The organism is Aromatoleum evansii, from assembly GCF_012910805.1.
Lineage (GTDB): Bacteria > Pseudomonadota > Gammaproteobacteria > Burkholderiales > Rhodocyclaceae > Aromatoleum > Aromatoleum evansii.
The window spans coordinates 21,902-42,309 of sequence record NZ_WTVK01000001.1 but is presented as its reverse complement, the minus strand read 5'-3'; the positions used below and the strand labels follow the sequence as shown (position 1 = coordinate 42,309).

The 20,408-nt window shown below is 66.4% G+C and carries 20 protein-coding genes; 11 read left to right on the top strand and 9 right to left on the bottom strand.

Features of this window, described 5'->3' with window-relative positions:
• The first annotated feature begins 155 nt into the window (after positions 1 to 155).
• The 11 genes from xseA to tal all read left to right on the top strand — a co-directional run bounded on the left by xseA (position 156) and on the right by tal (position 11,144).
• Positions 156 to 1,532 (top strand): exodeoxyribonuclease VII large subunit, encoded by a 1,377-nt coding sequence (gene xseA, locus GO615_RS00190; protein ID WP_169125034.1) that lies wholly within the window; start codon positions 156 to 158, stop codon positions 1,530 to 1,532.
• Positions 1,533 to 1,671: 139 nt separating this feature from the next.
• Positions 1,672 to 2,256, top strand: coding sequence for a superoxide dismutase (locus tag GO615_RS00185; RefSeq protein ID WP_169125033.1), 585 nt, complete (start codon positions 1,672 to 1,674; stop codon positions 2,254 to 2,256).
• Between the two features lie 173 nt (positions 2,257 to 2,429).
• Complete coding sequence (locus GO615_RS00180) at positions 2,430 to 3,440, top strand: sulfate ABC transporter substrate-binding protein (RefSeq protein WP_169125032.1); 1,011 nt, start codon at positions 2,430 to 2,432, stop codon at positions 3,438 to 3,440.
• 31 nt (positions 3,441 to 3,471) lie between these two features.
• A complete protein-coding gene (locus GO615_RS00175; protein WP_169125031.1) occupies positions 3,472 to 4,173 on the top strand; it encodes an RBBP9/YdeN family alpha/beta hydrolase in 702 nt (233 codons plus the stop codon).
• A 167-nt stretch (positions 4,174 to 4,340) separates the two neighbouring features.
• A complete protein-coding gene (gene cysT / locus GO615_RS00170; RefSeq protein WP_169125030.1) occupies positions 4,341 to 5,177 on the top strand; it encodes a sulfate ABC transporter permease subunit CysT in 837 nt (278 codons plus the stop codon).
• Positions 5,177 to 6,097 carry a sulfate ABC transporter permease subunit CysW gene (gene cysW, locus GO615_RS00165; protein ID WP_169125029.1) on the top strand — a complete coding sequence of 307 codons (921 nt, stop codon included), beginning with the start codon at positions 5,177 to 5,179 and terminating at the stop codon, positions 6,095 to 6,097. The genes cysT and cysW overlap by 1 nt, the downstream gene beginning before the upstream one ends.
• Positions 6,094 to 7,182, top strand: a complete 1,089-nt coding sequence (locus GO615_RS00160) for a sulfate/molybdate ABC transporter ATP-binding protein (RefSeq protein ID WP_169125028.1) — start codon at positions 6,094 to 6,096, stop codon at positions 7,180 to 7,182. Before cysW ends, GO615_RS00160 begins: the two co-directional genes overlap by 4 nt.
• Entirely contained in the window at positions 7,179 to 8,123 is a 945-nt protein-coding gene (locus GO615_RS00155) for a CysB family HTH-type transcriptional regulator (RefSeq protein ID WP_169125027.1), read from the top strand. Before GO615_RS00160 ends, GO615_RS00155 begins: the two co-directional genes overlap by 4 nt.
• Before the next feature lie 60 nt (positions 8,124 to 8,183).
• Entirely contained in the window at positions 8,184 to 9,161 is a 978-nt protein-coding gene (gene cysK / locus GO615_RS00150; protein WP_169125026.1) for a cysteine synthase A, read from the top strand.
• Complete coding sequence (locus GO615_RS00145) at positions 9,158 to 9,955, top strand: pseudouridine synthase (protein ID WP_211166883.1); 798 nt, start codon at positions 9,158 to 9,160, stop codon at positions 9,953 to 9,955. The genes cysK and GO615_RS00145 overlap by 4 nt, the downstream gene beginning before the upstream one ends.
• Before the next feature lie 112 nt (positions 9,956 to 10,067).
• Positions 10,068 to 11,144, top strand: a complete 1,077-nt coding sequence (tal, locus tag GO615_RS00140; protein WP_169125025.1) for a transaldolase — start codon at positions 10,068 to 10,070, stop codon at positions 11,142 to 11,144.
• An 82-nt stretch (positions 11,145 to 11,226) separates the two neighbouring features.
• Here tal and GO615_RS00135 read toward each other — a convergent pair whose 3' ends face one another.
• The 9 genes from GO615_RS00135 to motA all read right to left on the bottom strand — a co-directional run bounded on the left by GO615_RS00135 (position 11,227) and on the right by motA (position 20,319).
• Complete coding sequence (locus tag GO615_RS00135) at positions 11,227 to 13,110, bottom strand: chemotaxis protein CheA (RefSeq protein ID WP_211166882.1); 1,884 nt, start codon at positions 13,108 to 13,110, stop codon at positions 11,227 to 11,229.
• Positions 13,111 to 13,207: 97 nt separating this feature from the next.
• Positions 13,208 to 14,086 (bottom strand): protein phosphatase CheZ, encoded by an 879-nt coding sequence (cheZ, locus tag GO615_RS00130; protein ID WP_169125024.1) that lies wholly within the window; start codon positions 14,084 to 14,086, stop codon positions 13,208 to 13,210.
• A 34-nt stretch (positions 14,087 to 14,120) separates the two neighbouring features.
• The gene (cheY, locus tag GO615_RS00125; protein WP_018991156.1) at positions 14,121 to 14,522 is read right to left on the bottom strand and encodes a chemotaxis response regulator CheY; all 402 of its coding nucleotides are present in this window, start codon (positions 14,520 to 14,522) and stop codon (positions 14,121 to 14,123) included.
• A gap of 34 nt (positions 14,523 to 14,556) precedes the next feature.
• The gene (locus tag GO615_RS00120) at positions 14,557 to 15,513 is read right to left on the bottom strand and encodes a chemotaxis protein (RefSeq protein WP_169125023.1); all 957 of its coding nucleotides are present in this window, start codon (positions 15,511 to 15,513) and stop codon (positions 14,557 to 14,559) included.
• A 12-nt stretch (positions 15,514 to 15,525) separates the two neighbouring features.
• Positions 15,526 to 16,494 carry a chemotaxis protein gene (locus GO615_RS00115; protein WP_169125022.1) on the bottom strand — a complete coding sequence of 323 codons (969 nt, stop codon included), beginning with the start codon at positions 16,492 to 16,494 and terminating at the stop codon, positions 15,526 to 15,528.
• A 196-nt stretch (positions 16,495 to 16,690) separates the two neighbouring features.
• Complete coding sequence (locus GO615_RS00110; protein WP_211166881.1) at positions 16,691 to 17,323, bottom strand: chemotaxis protein CheB; 633 nt, start codon at positions 17,321 to 17,323, stop codon at positions 16,691 to 16,693.
• On the bottom strand, positions 17,307 to 18,299 hold the full coding sequence (locus tag GO615_RS00105; protein WP_246262089.1) for a CheR family methyltransferase: 993 nt from the start codon (positions 18,297 to 18,299) through the stop codon (positions 17,307 to 17,309). The genes GO615_RS00110 and GO615_RS00105 overlap by 17 nt, the downstream gene beginning before the upstream one ends.
• A gap of 57 nt (positions 18,300 to 18,356) precedes the next feature.
• Positions 18,357 to 19,397, bottom strand: coding sequence for a flagellar motor protein MotB (gene motB / locus GO615_RS00100; RefSeq protein ID WP_169125021.1), 1,041 nt, complete (start codon positions 19,395 to 19,397; stop codon positions 18,357 to 18,359).
• A gap of 67 nt (positions 19,398 to 19,464) precedes the next feature.
• Positions 19,465 to 20,319, bottom strand: coding sequence for a flagellar motor stator protein MotA (gene motA, locus GO615_RS00095; protein ID WP_169125020.1), 855 nt, complete (start codon positions 20,317 to 20,319; stop codon positions 19,465 to 19,467).
• Positions 20,320 to 20,408 lie beyond the last annotated feature (89 nt).

Here is a 20,408-nt window from a genome sequence, read left to right as displayed (position 1 = left end):
TGTCGCGACAAGCGTTTTCTTACTGCGCTGAAAAATTAAGCAACAATTTTATTGTTTAAAAACAGTGGCTTGCAAATATCCTTAAATACTTCGCGGATTCGTAGATTCACCATTGACAGAACGGGAGCCTTGTGGATTCCGTTACAATCGCGGCCATGCAAAACACCTTGATCCCTCCCTTCGGCGGCCCCGGCGACACGAATGGCGCGGGCCGGGTTCTCAGCGTTTCAGCGCTCAACCGCATGGCCCGCGAGACGCTCGAAGCCCGCTTTCCCCTGATGTGGGTGAGCGGCGAGATCTCCAATCTCACCAGGGCGCCCTCGGGCCACTTGTATTTCACCCTGAAGGACGCCGAGGCGCAGGTTCGCTGCACGATGTGGCGCAATCGCGCCCAGCTGCTGCCCTTCCGCCCGGAGAACGGGATGCGGGTGGATGCCCGCTCGCTCGTAACCCTGTACGAGGCGCGCGGCGACTTCCAGCTCAATGTCGAGGCACTGCGGCAGACCGGACAGGGGAACCTGTTCGAGGCCTTCCTGCGCCTCAAGGAAAAGCTCGCGTCAGAAGGCCTGTTCGACCCGGCCGCGAAACGGGTGCTTCCACATTACCCGCGGCGCATCGGCGTCGTGACGTCACCGACGGCCGCCGCATGGAGGGATGTGCTGGCCGCGTTGCAGCGGCGTGCCCCGCATCTCGAGGTGGTCCTCTACCCGTCGCCGGTGCAGGGCGCTGACGCCGGCGCAAGGCTCGCCGAAGCGGTGCGGACGGCGGACGCGCGCCGTGCGGAAGATGCCATCGACCTGCTCCTGGTGGTGCGCGGCGGCGGCAGCATCGAGGATCTGTGGGCCTTCAACGACGAGGCGCTGGCACGCGCGATCCGCGGGTGCCGGGTGCCGGTGGTGAGCGGCGTGGGTCACGAGACCGACTTTACGATCGCGGATTTCGCAGCCGACGTGCGCGCGGCGACGCCGACCGGTGCCGCCGAACTGGCGAGCGCGGGCTACCACGCCGCGCGGGCGCGCGTGAGCGACTTGGGACGTTTCCTGTCCGCCGGCATGGAGCGGCGTCTGCACGGGCTGGCACAAAGGCTCGACCGGGCTGCGCTGCGGCTCGTGCATCCACGCGAACGGCTCGGGCTCGCACGAGAGCGCAGCGAACGGCTCGCCACACGCCTGGGCGCGGCGATGGCGCGCCGTCTGGAACGCATGGAAGGGACACGCCGCGTCCTGGAATTGCGCCTCGTCGCCCGCAAGCCCGACCTGCGCCGGGAGATGGAGCGCTGTGCCCGCGCGGCGCAAAGGCTCGGCGCAGCAGGTGGACAGCTCATGCAGCGCCGTGCGGAACGACTCTCCGCGCTGGCGACCCACTTGCAGCATCTGGCGCCGCAGGCGGTGCTCGCGCGCGGCTACAGCATCACGCGCGACGCGGAGGGGCGAATCCTGAGGGACGCCGACGAGACGACGGCAGGCGAGAAAATCTCGGTGGAACTCGCAAACGGGCGCCTGCGTGCTATCGTGAATAGCACGGAAGCATGACGAGCGCGCCACCGCGCGTTGCAGGATCCTCCCGCGGACAGGCTGCACGGCCCGCAGGATTGCCAGCGGGGTTCAATCCCGACTAGAATAGTCAGGCTTTGACCCCGACAACCCTGAAACCAAACAGGAAGGAGAACAAATGGAACATACCCTGCCCCCCCTGCCCTACGCGAAGGACGCCCTGGCTCCGCACATTTCGGCCGAGACCATGGAGTTCCACTACGGCAAGCACCACCAGGCCTATGTGACCAACCTCAATAACCTGATCAAGGGCACCGAGTACGAGAACCTCGACCTCGAGGCGATCGTCAAGAAGGCTCCCGCCGGCGGCGTGTATAACAACGCCGCCCAGGTGTGGAACCACACCTTCTTCTGGAACGGCATGAAGCCGAACGGCGGCGGCGAGCCGACGGGCGCGCTGGCCGAAGCGATCAAGGCCAAGTGGGGCAGCTTCGAGGACTTCAAGAAGGCCTTCACGACCTCGGCCGTGGGCAACTTCGGTTCGGGCTGGACCTGGCTGGTGAAGAAGGCCGACGGCAGCGTCGACATCGTCAACATGGGCGCAGCCGGCACCCCGCTGACGACCGCCGACAAGGCCCTGCTCTGTATCGACGTGTGGGAACACGCCTACTACATCGACTACCGCAACCGTCGCCCGGACTTCGTCGCGACCTTCCTGAACAGCCTCGCCAACTGGGACTTCGCCGCGAAGAACTTCGCCTGATCCCCCTGCGGACCTTGCCGGCCCCCGCGTGAGGCCGGCCGCGTGGCCTCCCCTGTCGTGCAGGTGGAGGCCACGCCATTTCTGAATATACTTTTCTGATTTTCTTCGTTCAGGTTATAAGCGCGCGACGTTAGATTTTCTCCATCGAATTCCCTTCCACGGAGAAAATCATCATGACGGTCAACATCCTCCGGCGCAGCCTGCTGGCCCTGGCACTCACCGCAAGCCTGGTCGGCACCGCACAGGCGCAGACGACGCTGCTCAACGTTTCCTACGATCCGACGCGCGAGCTGTACCAGGCGTTCAACCCCGAATTCGCGAAGTACTGGAAGGTGAAGACCGGCCAGGACGTGACGATCAAGCAGTCGCACGGAGGCTCCGGCAAGCAGGCGCGGGCGGTGATCGACGGCCTCGAGGCGGACGTGGTGACGCTGGCGCTGGCCTATGACATCGACGTCATCGCGGCGAAGACGAACAAGTTCCCCGCCGACTGGCAGAAGCGCCTGCCGCACAACAGCTCGCCCTACACCTCGACGATCGTCTTCCTCGTGCGCAAGGGCAATCCGAAGGGGATCAAGGACTGGGGCGACCTGGTGAAGCCGGACGTCCAGGTGATCACGCCGAATCCGAAGACTTCGGGCGGCGCGCGCTGGAATTACCTTGCGGCGTGGGGCTATGCGCTGCAGCAGCCGGGCGGCAGCGAGGCGAAGGCGAAGGAGTTCGTGACCGAGCTGTTCAAGCATGTGCCGGTGCTCGATTCGGGCGCGCGCGGTGCGACCAATACCTTCGTGCAGCGCGGCATCGGCGATGTGCTGCTGGCGTGGGAGAACGAGGCCTTCCTGTCGGTGAACGAGCTGGGCCCGGACAAGTTCGAGATCGTGGTGCCGTCGGTGTCGATCCTGGCCGAACCGCCGGTGACGGTGGTCGACGGGGTCGCGGCGAAGCGGGGGACGACCGAGGTCGCAAAGGCTTACGTGGAATATCTGTACTCGCCCGCCGGGCAGAAGATCGCCGCGCAGCATTACTACCGCCCGGCGAAGCCGGAGCTGGCCGACCCGAAGGACGTGGCGCGTTTCCCGAACCTGAAGACCTTCACGATCGACGGCCTGTTCGGCGGCTGGGCGAAGACGCAGAAGGCGCACTTCGACGACGGCGGCGTGTTCGACCAGATCTTCACGCGCTGAACCGCGCGTCACGACACACGGAGCGCCGCGCATGCGACACACGAGTTTGATCGTGCCGGGCATCCACGGCAGCGGGCCGCAGCACTGGCAGACCTGGCTGGAACAGCGCCTACCGGACGCGCGGCGGGTGCGCGGGATCGACTGGGAGGCGCCCGTGCTGGCGCGCTGGGCGGCGGCGGTGCGGCGCGAGATCGACGAGTCGCCGCACGCGGTGTGGCTCGTGGCGCACAGCTTCGGCTGCCTGGCGAGCGTGGTCGCGGCGGCCGACCGCCCCGAACGGGTGGCGGGGGCGCTGTTCGTCGCGCCGGCCGATCCGGCACGCTTCGGTCCGCTCGGTCTGCTGGAGGAGGCGCCGGCGCCCGCCGACGACCTCGGCCCCTGGCTGCCCCAGCGACAGCTCGGCTTTCCCTGCGCGGTGATCGCGAGCACCAACGATCCCTGGGTGCGGCTGACCGTGGCGGCCTACTGGGCGGACCGCTGGGGTGCGCGCTTCATCAACATCGGCGCGGGGGGCCACATCAACGTCGACGCCGGCTTCGGCGCGTGGCCCTTCTGCCACGACCTGCTCGACGGCATGCAGCAGGCGCACGAGGACCTGCCGCTGGGGGCGATCTCCGGCCGGCAGGAATCGCACAAGGGGCGGCGCAGTGCGCTGGCACGCCTGCGCCATCACACCCGCAGCTCGCTCGAATTGCGGACCGGCGCTCCGGATCCGTCCCCGCGCAAGGCTTAGCTGCAGCCCCTGACGGGCACGGACTGCGGTCCGGCCGTGCACGACGGGCGCCCCCGCCCCTGACGTCCTTAGCAGGAAATCGAATAACCAGCCCGCTTTTTATTATTTAACGGGCACAAGCAGCACGCATAGACTGGAATCATGAAATGCATTGGGAACGCCAAGATATGAGCGCCAGCCGGACCTTCCGGGTGCTGCCGGGCTTCCGCCTGACGCTCGGCTACACCCTCGCCTACCTCTCGTTGATCGTGCTGCTGCCGCTCGCGGCGGTCTTCCTCAAGACGGCCAGCCTGAGCATCGCGGAATTCTGGAACGTGATCAGCGCACCGCGCGTCGTCGCAAGCTACAAGCTGTCCTTCGGCATGTCGCTCGCGGCCGCCGCCATCAACGCCATGTTCGGCCTGCTGCTGGCGTGGTCGCTCGTGCGCTACAGCTTTCCGGGCAAGCGCGTCATCGACGCACTCGTGGACCTGCCCTTCGCGCTGCCCACCGCGGTCGCCGGCATCGCGCTGACCGCGCTGTACGCGAAGAACGGCAGGATCGGACAGTACCTCGATCCGCTGGGGATCCAGGTTGCGTTCAAGCCCCTTGGCGTGCTCGTCGCGCTGGTCTTCATCGGCCTGCCCTTCGTCGTGCGGACCGTGCAGCCCATCCTCGAGGACCTCGACACCGAGTTGGAGGAAGCCGCCGCGAGCCTGGGGGCCCGGCGCTGGCAGATCTTCCGCCACGTGATCCTGCCGGTGCTGCTGCCGGCACTGCTGACGGGCTTTGCGCTGGCCTTCGCGCGCGCCGTGGGCGAATACGGCTCGGTGATCTTCATCGCCGGCAACATCCCGATGGTGTCGGAGATCACGCCGCTGATGATCATCACCAAACTCGAACAATACGATTACGCCGGCGCCACCGCGATCGCGGTGGTGATGCTGGTGGTGTCGTTCGCGCTGCTGCTGCTGATCAACGGCCTGCAGGCGTGGACGGCCAGCAGAACCGGGAGGGAGCGCTGATGGCCGGCGCGACGACACTCAACTGGGCCGGCGCCATGCAGGCCGATGCCGCGGTCCGCTTCGAGTCCCGCGAGGCCACACGCGAAGCCCCATGGGTCAAATGGACCATACTTGGAATTTCGCTCACCTTCTTCGCGGTTTTCCTGCTGTTGCCTCTGGTGGCCGTCTTCATCGAAGCGCTGCGCAAGGGCTGGGGAACCTACGGGAGCGCGCTCGTCCATGAGGATGCGCTGTGGGCAATCAAGCTCACGCTCACCGCCGCGGTGATCGCGGTGCCGCTCAACCTGGTGTTCGGCGTTTGCGCCGCGTGGGCGATCGCGAAGTTCGAGTTCCGCGGCAAGCACTTCCTCATCACGCTGATCGACCTGCCGTTCTCGGTGTCGCCCGTGATCGCCGGCCTGATCTACGTGCTGATCTTCGGCGCGCAGGGCTGGCTCGGGCCATGGCTCGCGGATCACGACATCAGGATCATCTTCGCCGTTCCCGGCATCGTGCTGGCGACGGTGTTCGTGACCTTCCCCTTCGTCGCGCGCGAGCTCATTCCGCTGATGCAGGCGCAGGGCCGGGAGGAGGAGGAAGCCGCGATCGTGCTCGGCGCCAACGGCTGGCAGACCTTCTGGTACGTGACGCTGCCGAACATCAAGTGGGGACTGCTGTATGGCGTGATCCTGTGCAATGCCCGCGCGATGGGCGAGTTCGGCGCGGTGTCGGTCGTCTCCGGCCACATCCGCGGGCAGACCAACACCCTGCCGTTGCACGTCGAGATCCTCTACAACGAGTACCAGTTCGCCGCCGCCTTCGCGGTGGCCTCGCTGCTGGCACTGCTGGCGCTCGTGACCCTGGCGATAAAGACCTGGGTCGAGCACCGCGCCGGCGGCGGGAATCGATCACGAGAAGCCCATCAGGACGCCGCATCATGAGCATTCAGGTCAGAAACATCCGCAAGACGTTCGGCGACTTCGTCGCGCTCGACGACGTCTCGCTCGACTTCCCGACCGGCGAGCTGGTGGCGCTGCTGGGCCCGTCCGGCTGCGGCAAGACCACGCTCCTGCGCATCATCGCCGGTCTTGAGCAGGCCGAATCCGGACAGGTGCTGCTGGACGGGGACGACGCCTCGGGCACCCACGTGCGCGAGCGCCAGGTCGGTTTCGTGTTCCAGCATTACGCACTGTTCCGCCACATGAGCGTGTTCGACAACGTCGCCTTCGGCATGCGCATGAAACCGCGCGGGCAACGTCCGTCGGAACGGCAGATCCGCGACAAGGTGCATGAACTCCTCGACCTCGTGCAGCTCGACTGGCTCGCCGACCGCTTCCCGGCGCAACTGTCCGGCGGCCAGCGCCAGCGCATTGCGCTCGCCCGTGCACTCGCGGTGGAGCCGCGCGTGTTGCTGCTCGACGAACCTTTCGGGGCGCTCGATGCCAAGGTGCGCAAGGAGCTGCGCCGCTGGCTGCGCAAGCTGCACGACGAACTGCATATCACCTCGATCTTTGTCACCCACGACCAGGAGGAGGCGCTCGAGGTCGCCGATCGCGTCGTGCTGATGGACCGCGGCCATGTCGAGCAGATCGGCACGCCCGAAGAGGTCTACCGCCAGCCCGCGACGCCCTTCGTGTATGGTTTCCTCGGCTCGGTGAACTTCTTCCACGGCCGAGTGGAAGACAACGCGCTGCGCGTCGGCGACGACGTGCTGCCGAGCGCGCAGCAGGAATTCGATGCAGGATCGGAAGTGATCGCGTTCGCGCGTCCGCACGAACTGGACCTGCTTGCAGACGCTCACGCCAACACTGGCGTCGCGGCACGCGTCACCCGCATCCTCGCTTTCGGCGTCACCGCCCGCATCGAGCTCGACGGGCTGAACGGCGCCAGCGGCCAGCATTTCGAGGTCGAGCTGACGCAGCAACGCGTCGCCGAGCTGAATCTCGCCGAAGGCCAGGCCGTGCGCCTGATACCCTCGCACCTCAAGGTCTTCGAGCGCAACGGCATCACTGGAGCAACTGCATGAATTTCCAGCAGCTACGCATCATCCGCGAGACGGTGCGCCGCAACTTCAATCTCACGGAGGTCGCCAACGCGCTGTTCACGTCGCAATCTGGCGTCTCCAAGCACATCAAGGACCTCGAGGACGAACTCGGCGTCGAGCTCTTCGTGCGCAAGGGCAAGCGCCTGCTGGGCCTCACCGACCCCGGCAAGGAACTGGTCGTGATGGTCGAGCGCATGCTCCTCGACGCGGGCAACATCAAGCGTCTGGCCGAGCAGTACAGCAACCGCGACGAAGGCCGCCTGACCGTCGTCACCACGCACACGCAGGCACGCTACGCCCTTCCCCGCGTCGTGACGGAGTTCAAGAAGGTCTATCCGAAGGTGTATCTCAAGCTGCACCAGGGCAGCCCCGAGGAGATCGTGTCCATGCTGCTGGACGGCCAGGCGGATATTGGCATCGCGACCGAAGCGCTCGCCGGGGTCGCCGAGCTCGCGTCATTCCCCTATTACTCCTGGCACCACTCGGTGATCGTGCCGGCCGGCCATCCGCTGGAGGCGGCCCGGCCGCTGACGCTCGAGGCGATCGCCGAATACCCGCTGATCACCTACCACGAAGGCTTCACCGGGCGCTCCCTGATCGACCGCGCGTTCGCCGCGGCGGGACTCTCGCCGGACGTCGCGATGTCGGCGATGGACGCGGACGTCATCAAGACCTACGTCGAACTGGGGCTGGGCGTCGGCATCGTCGCGTCGATGGCCTTCCAGCCCGGGCGCGAGGGCGAACTGCGCCTGCTCGACACCAGCCACCTCTTTCCGGCGAACACGACGCGCATCGCAGTGCGGCGTGGGCATTACCTGCGCGGATTCGCCTACCGCTTCATCGAAATGTGCTCGCCGACGCTCGGCGAAGCGACGGTGCGCCACAGCGTCACCCCCGCCGGCAACGGCCACGCCGAAGAATGAAGCAGCGCGCCGCGCGCCGGCGCCTGCTATTCTCCGATTTCCGCACCATGGAGCCCACAAATGTCGAATTGGTACGCTGACAACGCCGAATCCATCGGCAAGACCCCGCTGATCAAACTGAATCGCATCACCGATGGCGCCCCCGCGATCGTGCTGGGCAAGATCGAAGGCCGCAACCCAGCCTATTCGGTGAAGTGCCGCATCGGCGCGGCGATGATCTGGGACGCCGAAAAGCGCGGCCTGCTCGGCCCGGGCAAGGAGATCGTCGAGCCCACGAGCGGCAACACCGGCATCGCGCTGGCCTTCGTCGCCGCCGCACGCGGCATTCCCATCACCCTGACGATGCCCGACACGATGAGCGTCGAACGGCGCAAACTGCTGGTCGCCTACGGCGCCAAGCTGGTGCTCACCGAAGGCGCGAAAGGCATGAACGGCGCGATCGCGAAGGCGGAGGAGATCGCCGCCTCCGACCCGGACAAGTACGTGCTGCTGCAACAGTTCAAAAACCCGGCGAACCCGGCGATCCACGAGGCGACGACCGGCCCCGAGATCTGGAACGACACCGACGGCAAGATCGACATCCTCGTCTCGGGCGTCGGCACCGGCGGCACGATCACCGGCGTGTCGCGCTACATCAAGCAGACGCAGGGCAAGGCGATCCTGTCGGTGGCCGTCGAACCGGCCGCGAGCCCGGTGCTGACGCAGACCCGCGCGGGCGAACCGCTGAAACCGTCCCCGCACAAGATCCAGGGCATCGGTGCCGGCTTCGTGCCGCAGGTGCTGGACATGTCGCTGATCGACGCCGTGGAAACCGTCAGCAACGAAGACGCGATCCTTTACGCCCGTCGCCTCGCGCGCGAGGAAGGCATCCTGTCGGGCATCTCGTGCGGCGCAGCGGCGGCCGTCGCGGCACGTCTCGCGCAGCGGCCGGAGAACGCGGGAAAGACCATCGTCGCCATCCTGCCGGATTCGGGCGAGCGCTACCTCAGCTCCATCCTGTTCGAAGGTCTGTTCGACGCGACCGGCGCGGCGCTTTGAGCGGCGCCCTTGCGGCCACGAGCGCAGGGGCTAGCGCCCCCGCGGTACAGCCAACGGAAACCCTGCCCATCCTGCACCGCGACGACTTCCTCGTCGCGGTGCACAAGCCCTCCGGGCTGCTGGTCCATCGCTCCGTCCTCGACGTGCACGAGGAACGCTTCGCGGTGCAGATCCTGCGCGACCAGCTCGGCCGCCACGTGCATCCCGTGCATCGCCTCGACAAGGGCACCTCGGGCGTGCTGCTGTTCGCGCTCGACCGCGAGACGGCCGCCCTGGTGTCGTCGGCATTCGAACGGCAGGCCGTGCGCAAGACCTATCTCGCCGTCGTGCGCGGCCATCCGCCCGCGGAGGGCGTCATCGACCACCCGCTGACGCGCCGCTTCGACGACGCCGAGCGCCGCCCCGAAACCGCTGCGGAGGCCCCTGCGCAGGACGCCGTGACGCACTTCCGACGCCTTGCCATTACCGAACTACCGTATCAGGTCGACCGCTACCCGACGAGCCGCTACGCGCTGGTCGAACTCAGCCCGGACACCGGCCGCCGCCACCAGATCCGGCGCCACCTGAAACACATCTCCCATCCCATCATCGGCGACGCGACCTTCGGCAAGGGACGACACAATCGGCTGTTCGGCGAGCTCTTCGGCGTCTCGCGCCTGCTCCTCGCCTGCACCCGCATGCAGCTCGCGCATCCACACACCGGCGCAGCGCTCGACCTGGGCACGCCCCTCGCGGAAGACTTCGCCCACGTGCTCGACGCGCTGGGCTGGACCGACGCCGCGAAGGCGGCCTGAGCGGCGACGGACACGCCCGGCAACACCCTCGCGCACGCGGAGTCTTCTTGTCGTCACCGATTCGTTGCACAATGAATCTCCACGACTACAAACCTGACACCGGCTCCAGCTCATGAATCCCCTGCTCCAGGTCCGCGCCCAGGGCCAGCAAGTCTGGCTCGACAACCTCTCCCGCACCCTCCTCAACGAAGGTCAGCTCGCAAAGATGATCGCCGAGGACGGCGTTGACGGCGTCACGACGAACCCGGCCATCTTCCACAAGGCCATCGCGGGCGGGCGCTATTACGAGGACGACCTCGCAGCCCTGAAGCAGCAAGCGCTCGACGCCGAGGCACGCTATGAAGGGCTGGTCATCCCCGACGTGCAGCGCGCCTGCGACCTGCTGCGCCGTACCTGGGAGCGCAGCGGCGGCAACGCCGGCTATGTGAGCCTGGAGGTGTCGCCCGCCCTCGCCCATGACGCGGCCGGCACGCTTGCCGCCGGCCTGCGCCTGAAGCAGGCCGTGGCACGCGACAACCTGCTGATCAAGGTGCCCGCAACCACTGCGGGTCTGGATGCGATCGAACTGCTGATCGGACGCGGCGTGAGCGTCAACGTCACGCTGATGTTCTCGCTCGCCCACGTCGATGCCGTCGCCGACGCCTACATCCAGGGCCTGCAGCGCCTGCGCCAGGCCGGCGGCGACGTGCGCAAGGTGATGTCGGTCGCGAGCCTGTTCCTTTCGCGCGTCGACACCCTCATCGACAAGCAGCTCGAAGAGCTCGGCGGCGATGCGCTCGCCCTGCGCGGCAAGGCGGCGGTGGCGATGGCGAAGCTCGCCTACCAACGCTACCAGGAACGCTTCCACGGCGCGGCCTTCGCCGACCTGCGCGCCGCGGGCGCCCGCCCGCAGTACATGCTGTGGGCGAGCACCGGCACCAAGAACCCCGCCTACAGCGACCTGCTCTACGCCGAGCCGCTGATCGGTCCGGAAACCGTGAATACGCTACCCGACGCCACGCTCGCGGCGTTGCGCGACCACGGCAAGGTCGCTGCGACGCTCGCCGAGGATGTCAGCGCCGCGCGCGCGACCTTCGACGCACTGAACGACCTGGGCATCGACATGACGGCTGCAGGCGAACGCCTGCAGCGAGAAGGGCTGGCGCAATTCGAGGACGCCTTCGCGCAGCTGCTGCAGCTCACGGCCTGACGCGCGCACGCCCCGAACAAGACAAAGCCCGGCGGAGGCTGTCCCTCCCGCCGGGCTTTTCGTTTCCTGCGTCCTCCGCTGATCAGGCGGTCGCGACCTGCTTGGCCATCATCGTCATGCGACTCAGCCAGCGCTGGTCGCCGGCGCTGCCGAGCAACTCCTTCATGTCGAGGATCAGCACGATCTGGCCGTTCGACAGGGTCGTCACCCCGGCAACGCCCTTCGGGCGGAAGTCGTCGAGCGACTTGATCACCGCGTCCTCGCGGCCCGCGAAAGTGTCGATGCCGAGGATGAAGGACATCTCCGCCGTCTGCATCAGCACGCCGTAGCACGGCGCGTGCTCCAGCGGCCAGCCCAGCAGCCCCGCCAGCGGCAGGATCGGCAGCACCTCGCCACGCACGACCATCGTCGCACGCCCGCCGACTTCCTGCACCTCCTTCGCCTCGATCGGCAGGATCTCGCGCACCATCGACAGCGGCACCGCGAACGGCTGCTCGCCCAGACGCACCAGCAGCACCGGCAGGATCGCCAGCGTCAGCGGCAGGCTGATCACGAAGGTCGTGCCCTTGCCGAGTTGCGACTGGATCTCGATGCTGCCGTTGAGCTTCTGGATGTTGGTGCGCACGACGTCCATGCCGACGCCGCGGCCCGACACGTCCGACACCTGCGCCGCCATCGAGAAGCCAGGCAGGAACACCAGGTTGAAGCTCTGGCGCTCGTCCATCGCATTGGACTCTTCGTCGGTGATGAGCCCCTTCTCGACCGCCTTCGCGCGCAGCCGCTCGGCGTTCATGCCGCGGCCGTCGTCGGCGACGAGGATCACGATGTGATCGCCCTCCTGGCGCGCCTCGAGGCGGACGATGGATTTCTCCGGCTTGCCGCTTGCGATCCGCCCCGCCACATCCTCGACGCCGTGATCGACCGCGTTGCGGATCAGGTGGATGATTGGATCGGCGAGATCCTCGATCATCGTCTTGTCGATCTCGGTTTCCTCGCCCGCGAGCACCAGCTCGACGTCCTTGCCCATGTTGCGCGCGAGATCGCGCGCGATGCGCGGGTACTTCTGGAACAGGCGCCCGATCGGCTGCATGCGCGTCTTCATGACCGCGTTCTGCAGGTCCGATACGAGCAGGTCGAGCTGGCTGACCGCGATATCCAGCGAATGCAGCGTCTCGGTGTCGTTGCGACCGGAGAGGATGTCGCTGCGCAGGGCGTTGAGGCGGTTCTTCGTCAGGCCGATCTCGCCCGAGAGGTTGAGCACCTGGTCGAGGCGCGTCGTATCGACGCGGATCGAGTTGTCGCGCTGCTTCTCGCCCTCGCGACGGCCCGTGCTGATCTGCGAACCGGGTTTGTCGCTCGCGCGGCGGCCCACCGCCGCCTTGATGACTTCCTCGGGCGGAAGCGTCGGGGCGGCAGGAACGACCGCCGCCACCGGCCCGGCTTCACGCACCGGCTGCACCACACGCGCCACGCCGGTCACGACGCCATGCAGCAGCTCCCAGTCGGGCGCGCCGCCAGCGGCCAACGGGCTGGCCGCCGCAGCAGGCGCCGGCGCGGCAGGAGCAGCGGCGAGTTCACCCGCGATCGCCTGCCTGAGGCGCGCGATCAGATCCGGATCGGCCGCGGCCGGCTGCATGCCCTGCTCCAGGCTCGCGAACATGTCGCGCACCGTCGCCGTCGCGGCGAGGATCACATCCATGATCTCCGGCGTCACGGCAAGCTCGCCGTTGCGCAGGTTGTCGAACAGGTTCTCGGTCAGGTGGCACAGCGTGACCAGTTCCGTCGCGTTGAGGAAGCCGGCACCGCCCTTGATCGTATGGAAGCCGCGGAAGATCTCGTTGAGCAGGCCGCGGTCGTCGGGCGAGCGCTCGAGATCCACGAGCTTGTTGTCGACCCCGGAGAGCAAGTCTCCCGCCTCGATCAGGAAATCCTGAAGAAGGTCTTCCATTCCGGCGAAGTCACTCATCGCATTCTCGCTATCTTTGTTGCGGGCCGGCGGCCCCTTGCATTGATCGGCCCGGTCATCCGGGCTGTCCTGCCCGGCGGCCCCGGGCACCGACCGTTCAGAAGCCCAGGCTGTCGAGCAGGTCGTCCACCTGCTCCTGCGTCGTCACCACGTCGTCGCGGCCCTCGGTGCTCACGACCGGTCCGTTCATCAGCCCGCTGTGCTTCTCGCCGCGCTTTTCCGCCGGCGTCACCTCGAGCAGCACCTGCAGGAGTTCGGTCTCCAGCTTCTGCGCGAGATCGACAACTTTCTTGATCACCTGCCCGGTCAGGTCCTGGAAATCCTGCGCCATCATGATTTCCATCAGCTGCGCGTTGGTCGCGCGGCTCCCCTCCACCACCTCGCCGAGGAAGCTGCGCGTTTCAGCCGACAGCGCCTTGAACTCCTCGACCGACAGCTGGTTCGCGAACAGCCGGTCCCAACGCGAGTGCAGGTCGGAAGCACCCGACTGGATGCGATTCTGGATCGGCTGGGCAATGTCGGTCGCATTAAGCACGCGGCTCGCCGCCTGCTCGGTCATCTGCGCGATGTAGGTCAGGCGCTGGCGTGCATCCGGAATCGCCTGCACGGCATCCTGCAGGCCGTCGTCGGAGCCCAGCTCGCGCAGGGTGTTGTGCACTTGTCGTGTCATCTGTCCGATCCGCGTGAACACCGCGTCGCAACTGTGTTCGGGCTGCACGCTCGACGCAGCCGCTGCATCGGGCGCGGCAGTCTCTGCCTCGGCGCAACCGGCATCGAAGTCCGCCGCGACGGCATCGAACAGGGCCTGCAGTTCGGCATCATCGCCGCCGGAATCGCCCGCCGCAGAGGGGGCGGGAGCAGGCGCTGGCCGCACTGCCGCCGGCGCCGGCTGCGCCTGAGTGTTCGCGATGCTGTCGAACAGGGCCTGGAGTTCGTCCGAATCCCCGACCTCGTCCTGTTTCAGCTTCTTCGCCATTATCGGCCTCCCTGATCGTTTCTTTTCCCGCCCCTCAGGCGGTGGCCTTCTTGCCCATTTTTTCGAAGATCTTTTCCAGCTTTTCCGACATCGTCGCCGCAGTGAAGGGCTTGACGATGTAGCCGCTGGCGCCGGCCTGAGCCGCAGCGATGATGTTTTCCTTCTTCGCCTCGGCAGTGACCATCAGCACCGGCAGGTGGCGCAGATGCGGAGTCTGGCGGATCGTCTGCAGCAGCGTCAGCCCGTCCATGTTGGGCATGTTCCAGTCGGTCACGACGAAGTCGAACGGCGCGCTGTTGAGCTTCTGCAGCGCGACCGCGCCGTCCTCGGCCTCGTCGACGTTGGTGAAGCCCAGCTCCTTGAGCAGGTTGCGCACGATGCGGCGCATGGTCGAGAAATCGTCGACGACGAGGAATTTCATCTTGGGGTCGGACATTCTTGTATCTCCGTAATCTTGCGCACGACCCGGGTCAGCCTTGATGACCCCGGGTCAGCAGCGGACGCAGGGTGTCTGCGAGCGCATCGGCGTCGAATTTTGCCACGTAGGCGTCCACACCGACCCGCTTTCCCATCGCCCGGTTTGCTTCCGACGACAGCGAGGAGTGCATCACGACCGGGATGCCGTCGAAGCGGCTGTCGGCCTTGATGTTGCGCGTCAACACGTACCCGTCCATCTCCGGCATCTCGGCATCGACGAGGATCAGGTCGAGCTCGTCGCTCACCCGGTGGCCGATCTGCTGCGCATGGCTGGCCATGCCCTGCAGGCGCGTCCAGGCCTCCAGGCCATTGACCGCATGCTTGTGCCTGACCCCCAGCTTGTCGAGCACTTCGGCGATCTTGCGTCGCGCGACGCCCGAGTCGTCGACGTAGAAGACCTCATAGTCCTCGCCGTCCGGGATCGGCGCGATGTTGCCGACCACCGCATCGCCGAAGGTCGTCGCCAGCACCGTCTCTACATCGACGATGGACACCAGCTTGCCGTCGGGCAGCTCGGTGATCGCGGTAATGTAGTTGTGCACGTTGCTCGAGACGTTGTCCGGAGCACGCACCTTGTCCCAGTCGACGCGGATGATGCGGTCGACCCCGGCCACGAGGAAACCGAGGGTGCGCTTGCTGTATTCGGTGACCATCATCGAACCGCCGAGCGGTTCGCCCGGCCGCGCGAGACCGAGGATCTTGGCCAGCGAGAGCACCGGGATGACGTTGCCGCGCAGCGAGATCAACCCCTCCACGCCCGCCGGCATGTTGGGCGCGCGCGTGATGAAGGGCGTTGCCGATACCTCGCGCACCTTGAACACGTTGATGCCGAAGGTTTCCGTGGTTCCGAGCGAGAACAGCAGGATCTCCATGCGGTTCGAGCCGGCCAGGCTGGTGCGGCCATCGACGACGTTGAGCACGCCGTTTTCTTCGGTCTGGTAACTGGACATGGCGAGGATTCCTCAGGATGCGCGGACTTGCTGCTCGGTGCAGTTGAGCAGGCGGCGCAGCGTCTCGGCGAGACGCTGAGGTTCAAACTTGGGAACGTATTCATCGACACCGACCGACTTGCCGAGCTGCTGGTTCGACATGCCGGACAGCGACGAGTGCATGATCACGGGGATGCCCGCAAAACGCGGGTCGGACTTGATCGACTTGGTCAGGATGTAGCCGTCCATCTCGGGCATCTCGACGTCGGTGAGCACCAGGCTGACCACGTCACTGACCTTGCGCCCGGTGGATTCGGCGAAGCGTGCCGCCTTCTGCAGCTCTTCCCACGCCATGCGGCCGTTGATCGACCCCACGTAGGGCACACCCAGGACATCGAGCGTGCGTTCGATCTGACGGCGCGCCACCGAGGAGTCGTCGGCGAAATACACCGTGTGCGTACTTCCCTCGATCGGCTCGATCCCCTTGAAGAGATACTGGTCGTCCTGGGTCGTCGTCTCGGCGAGGACCTTCTCGACATCCAGCATCATGACCAGCTTGTTGTCCTTGAGCTCGGTGACCGCCGTGACCAGCCCGCCCATGTTGGCCGTGAGCATGTCCGGGGGCACGCGCATCTGCGCCCAGTCGAGGCGCAGGATCGTGTCGACTGCCTCGACCAGGAAGCCCTGCGTGTGGCCGTTGTATTCGGTGACGATCATGATGTCGCGCCGGGCGTCTGCCCCGACGCCGACGTAGCGGCCGAGATCGACGACGGGCACCAGCACGCCGCGCAGGCTGACCATCCCTTCGACCGACGACGGCATCTCCGGTGCCGCGGTGATGGCTGGCGTACGCATCACCTCGCGCACCTTGAACACGTTGATGCCGAAGGTTTCACGACGTCCCGTGCGCTGATCCACGCCGAGCGTGAACAGCAGTATCTCCAGCTTGTTCGTTCCGGCCAGGCGCGTGCGTGCCTCGATATTCTTGAACAGTTCGGACATTTCACTCTCCGCGTTACGCGGCAATATGATCGGAGCGGCGTCCCTGCGCCGTGATTACAATCAAGATAACGTCAGTGACCTGAAATACTTGAGGCGCGGCATCAGAGATTTTCCGCCGCTTTCCTGCCAGTCGCCCATTCTCGCACTATGGTCGCCGTCCCGGTGGCTCGCGTCCGCCCGCAACCCCGATTCAAGCCTAGACATCTCGCACACCCCCGGGCATCGTCTGCCGCAGTGCATGATGCGCGATTTCGTCGAGCGGGACGACCTCGCACGCGGCTCCGATCATCGCCGCCTCGCGCGGCATGCCGTACACGACGCAGGTGCCGGCATCCTGGGCGATGGTCCACGCCCCCGCTCGCCGCATCTCGAGCAGGCCCCGCGCGCCGTCCTTACCCATTCCCGTGAGCAGGACCCCCACCGCCGCCGCCCCCACCTGCGCGGCCGCCGACGAGAACAGCGCATCGACCGAAGGCCGGTGTCGATTCACGGGATCGGCGCGCGACAGCTCACACTGCAGACCGCCTGTCGGCCCGCGCCGCACCAGCAGGTGCGAATGCCCCGGCGCGATGTAGGCCGTGCCCGGCAACACCGACTCACCGTGCTCGGCCTCCTTGACCCTCACCGCGCAGAGTCCGTCGAGGCGTCGCGCAAAGGCGCCGGTGAACATTTCGGGCATGTGCTGCACGATCAGGATCGGCGGCGAATTCTGCGGCACGCCGAGCAGGACCTGCTTGATCGCCTCGGTGCCGCCGGTCGACGCCCCGATGAAGATGACGCGGCCGGAGGGCACATGCCCCGCGGACAGCGGTCTAGTTGCCGTCTGCATCGGTGCGCTGATAGACGGTGCGCCCGGTCGAACGGAACAGGTCCGCCGCATGCATGAAGCTCTCGGAATGGCCGGCGAACAGCGCGCCGTCCTTGCGCAGCAAGGGCACGAAACGCTTGAGAATGCCGTACTGGGTCGTCTTGTCGAAGTAGATCATGACGTTGCGACAGAAGATCGCATCCAGCGGCCCCTGCACCGGCCATACCGGATCGAGGAGGTTGATGCGCCTGAAACTCAACAGTCGCTTCAGCTCCGGGCGCACGCGATGCTCGCCGGCCCCTGTCCCCTGTTCGAAATAGCGCCGCAGCATGTCAGGCGCCATGCGCGCCACGCGGTCGTCGCGATAGACGCCGCGCTCGGCATGCGCGAGGACGCTGGTATCGATGTCGCTGGCGAGGATGTGCACCGGCGGATTGAGCGAATTGAACGCCTCGCACGCCGTGATCGCGAGCGAGTACGGCTCCTCGCCGGTGGACGCCGCATTGCACCAGATGCGAATCGTGCGGCGTTCGGCAATGCGCCGCATGCGCTCGGCGAGGATGTCGAAATGGTGCGACTCGCGGAAGAACGAGGTGAGATTGGTCGTCAGTGAATTGACGAAGGTCTCCCATTCGGTGCGATCGCGCTCGAGGCGGCCGATGTACTGGGCAAAGCTGCGGTCGCCGCATGCGCGCAAGCGGCGCGCGAGCCGGCTGTACACCATGTCCAGCTTCGCCGGGGACAGGACGATGCCCGCATGGTCGTAGATCAGTTTGCGGATGCGTTCGAAATCGGCCTGCGTCAGTTCGAATTCGCGCTCGCCGGCCGCCGACAAAGCCGACGCGGCGGCCGCAGCCGCCAGCGCGGCGAGCCCCGGCGCGGACATCGACGCGGACATCGTCGCAGCACTCGGCCGGACCGGACCGTCCGCCGCCGGGCGACCCGCAATGACGGGCGTTGCCGGCTTGCGGCCGAAGGGAGAGTCACCAGCAGGCATCTTCAGATCACCTCGAGGCCCGCTTCGGGGCGGCAGCGCATTGCATGAACCCTCGCATCAGGGCGACTTGACGGGCGGCAAGGGGAGCGGCAACGCACTGCGCCCCCTCGGCGGCGTCGCGGGCGCCTGGCTCCTGCTCTCGATATTCTCGCGCAACTCCGTGCCGTCGAGCGGCGCGGACGAACCGATGTCGAGCGCGCCGGCCTGGTTGCGCACGGCCTCCTCCGTCCTCTTGTTCATCACGATGATGCTTATGCGACGGTTCATTGGATGGAGCAGGTCGTCCTTGAGCAGCGGCACCATGTCTGCGAGCCCCACGACGCGGATCACCTTGCCCGCCTCGAGGCCCCCGGCGACCAGTTCGCGGCGCGAGGCATTGGCGCGGTTGCTCGACAGCTCCCAGTTCGAGAAGCCGCGCTCGCCGCCGGCGTAGCGCGCCGCATCGGTATGCCCCGAAAGGCTCAGACGGTTGGAAACATCGTTGAGCGCGCGCCCGATCGCGCGCAGCAGCTCGCGCGTGTAAGGCAACAGTTCGTCGCTCGCAGTGTTGAACATCGGGCGGTTCTGCGCATCGACGATCTGGATGCGCAGGCCTTCGGACGTGATGTCGAGCAGGATCTGGTTGCGGAAGGAGCGCAGCTTGGGATCGGCCTCGACGAGCGCCTCGATGCGCCCTTTCAGGTCCTCGAGACGGGCCCGTTCGCGCGTCGCTTCCACGCCTTCGTCGTCGCCTTCGACGCGATACACCTCGCGCCCCTTGGCCGCATCGAGGTTGATCGAGCGCCGCCCTTCGACTTCGCCGCGCTTGCGCTGCCCGAGCGAGCGGGTGAGATCCTCTCCGCCCCCCTGGATGACGCTGGAGCTGTCGCCCGCACCGCTGCCGCCCTGCAGCGACACCTTGAGCGGGTTCATGAAATGGTCGGCAATGCCCTCGAGGTCGCCCTGGGCGGTCGAGCCGAGCAGCCACATGAGCAGGAAGAAGGCCATCATCGCCGTGACGAAGTCGGCGTAGGCGATCTTCCACGCACCGCCGTGCGCCGCGGCTGCGACCTTGTTGATGCGCCGGACGACGATGGGCTGCTGGGTATCGTCGCTCATGGGCGCCCCATGCCGCGGCGGCAGTCAGCGTTGAACGTAAGCGGGGCGACGGCGATCATCGCGGGTCTCACCCCTTGCGGGCCTTGATGTCCTGCTCGAGCTCGGCGAAGGTCGGTCGCTCGCTGGAATACAGCGCCTTGCGGCCGAACTCGACGGCGACCTGGGGAGCGTAGCCGTTCATGCTGGCGAGCAGCACCAGCTTGATGCATTCGAACATCTTGCCGCTTTCCTCGACGCGCTGCTCGAGCTGGCTCGCAATCGGCTGCACGAAGCCGTACGAGAGCAGGATGCCGAGGAAGGTGCCGACCAGCGCGCCGCCGATCATCTTGCCCAGCACGGCCGGCGGCTGGCCGACCGAGCCCATGACGTTCACGACGCCCATCACCGCGACGACGATGCCGAAGGCCGGCAACGCGTCGCCGAGCTTGGCCATGACGTGCGGGGCGATGTGCGTTTCCTGGTGGTGCGTCTCGATTTCCTTGTCCATCAGGCCCTCGATCTCGAAGGCGTTGAGGTTGCCGCCGACCATCATGCGCAGGTAGTCGGTGAGGAACTCGACCGCATGATGGTGAGCCATGATGGTGGGGTACTTGGTGAAGATCGGGCTCGACTCGGGATTATCTACGTCGTTCTCGATCGACATCAGGCCTTCCTTGCGCACCTTCGCCAGCACCTCGTACAGCAGGCCGAGCAGGTCGAGATACATGGCCTTGGTGTAGGGCGAGCCCTTGAACACGCCCGGCAGGGCCTTCAAGGTCGCCCTGAAGGCCTTCGGGCCGTTGCTGCCGACGAAGCCGCCGATCATCAGGCCGACGATGGCGAGATATTCCATCGGCACCCACAGCGCCATGAGGCTGCCATGGACGGAATACGTGCCGACCGACGCTGCGAGGATGAGCAGATAACCAATGATGAGGAACACCGGGAAGCCCCCGTGGATTCGACACGCGCGACGACGCCGCCGCACGCCGGAAAAGTTATTGCGATTTTAACGTCACTCGGCGCGCAAAC

What these genes read in the sequence shown, in the direction of transcription:
- xseA (WP_169125034.1), top strand. Translation starts at nt 156, where the DNA reads ATGCAAAACACCTTGATCCCTCCCTTCGGCGGCCCCGGCGACACGAAT.
- GO615_RS00185 (WP_169125033.1), top strand. Translation starts at nt 1,672, where the DNA reads ATGGAACATACCCTGCCCCCCCTGCCCTACGCGAAGGACGCCCTGGCT.
- GO615_RS00180 (WP_169125032.1), top strand. Translation starts at nt 2,430, where the DNA reads ATGACGGTCAACATCCTCCGGCGCAGCCTGCTGGCCCTGGCACTCACC.
- GO615_RS00175 (WP_169125031.1), top strand. Translation starts at nt 3,472, where the DNA reads ATGCGACACACGAGTTTGATCGTGCCGGGCATCCACGGCAGCGGGCCG.
- cysT (WP_169125030.1), top strand. Translation starts at nt 4,341, where the DNA reads ATGAGCGCCAGCCGGACCTTCCGGGTGCTGCCGGGCTTCCGCCTGACG.
- cysW (WP_169125029.1), top strand. Translation starts at nt 5,177, where the DNA reads ATGGCCGGCGCGACGACACTCAACTGGGCCGGCGCCATGCAGGCCGAT.
- GO615_RS00160 (WP_169125028.1), top strand. Translation starts at nt 6,094, where the DNA reads ATGAGCATTCAGGTCAGAAACATCCGCAAGACGTTCGGCGACTTCGTC.
- GO615_RS00155 (WP_169125027.1), top strand. Translation starts at nt 7,179, where the DNA reads ATGAATTTCCAGCAGCTACGCATCATCCGCGAGACGGTGCGCCGCAAC.
- cysK (WP_169125026.1), top strand. Translation starts at nt 8,184, where the DNA reads ATGTCGAATTGGTACGCTGACAACGCCGAATCCATCGGCAAGACCCCG.
- tal (WP_169125025.1), top strand. Translation starts at nt 10,068, where the DNA reads ATGAATCCCCTGCTCCAGGTCCGCGCCCAGGGCCAGCAAGTCTGGCTC.
- GO615_RS00135 (WP_211166882.1), bottom strand. Translation starts at nt 13,110, where the DNA reads ATGAGTGACTTCGCCGGAATGGAAGACCTTCTTCAGGATTTCCTGATC.
- cheZ (WP_169125024.1), bottom strand. Translation starts at nt 14,086, where the DNA reads ATGGCGAAGAAGCTGAAACAGGACGAGGTCGGGGATTCGGACGAACTC.
- cheY (WP_018991156.1), bottom strand. Translation starts at nt 14,522, where the DNA reads ATGTCCGACCCCAAGATGAAATTCCTCGTCGTCGACGATTTCTCGACC.
- GO615_RS00120 (WP_169125023.1), bottom strand. Translation starts at nt 15,513, where the DNA reads ATGTCCAGTTACCAGACCGAAGAAAACGGCGTGCTCAACGTCGTCGAT.
- GO615_RS00115 (WP_169125022.1), bottom strand. Translation starts at nt 16,494, where the DNA reads ATGTCCGAACTGTTCAAGAATATCGAGGCACGCACGCGCCTGGCCGGA.
- GO615_RS00110 (WP_211166881.1), bottom strand. Translation starts at nt 17,323, where the DNA reads ATGCAGACGGCAACTAGACCGCTGTCCGCGGGGCATGTGCCCTCCGGC.
- GO615_RS00105 (WP_246262089.1), bottom strand. Translation starts at nt 18,299, where the DNA reads ATGCCTGCTGGTGACTCTCCCTTCGGCCGCAAGCCGGCAACGCCCGTC.
- motB (WP_169125021.1), bottom strand. Translation starts at nt 19,397, where the DNA reads ATGAGCGACGATACCCAGCAGCCCATCGTCGTCCGGCGCATCAACAAG.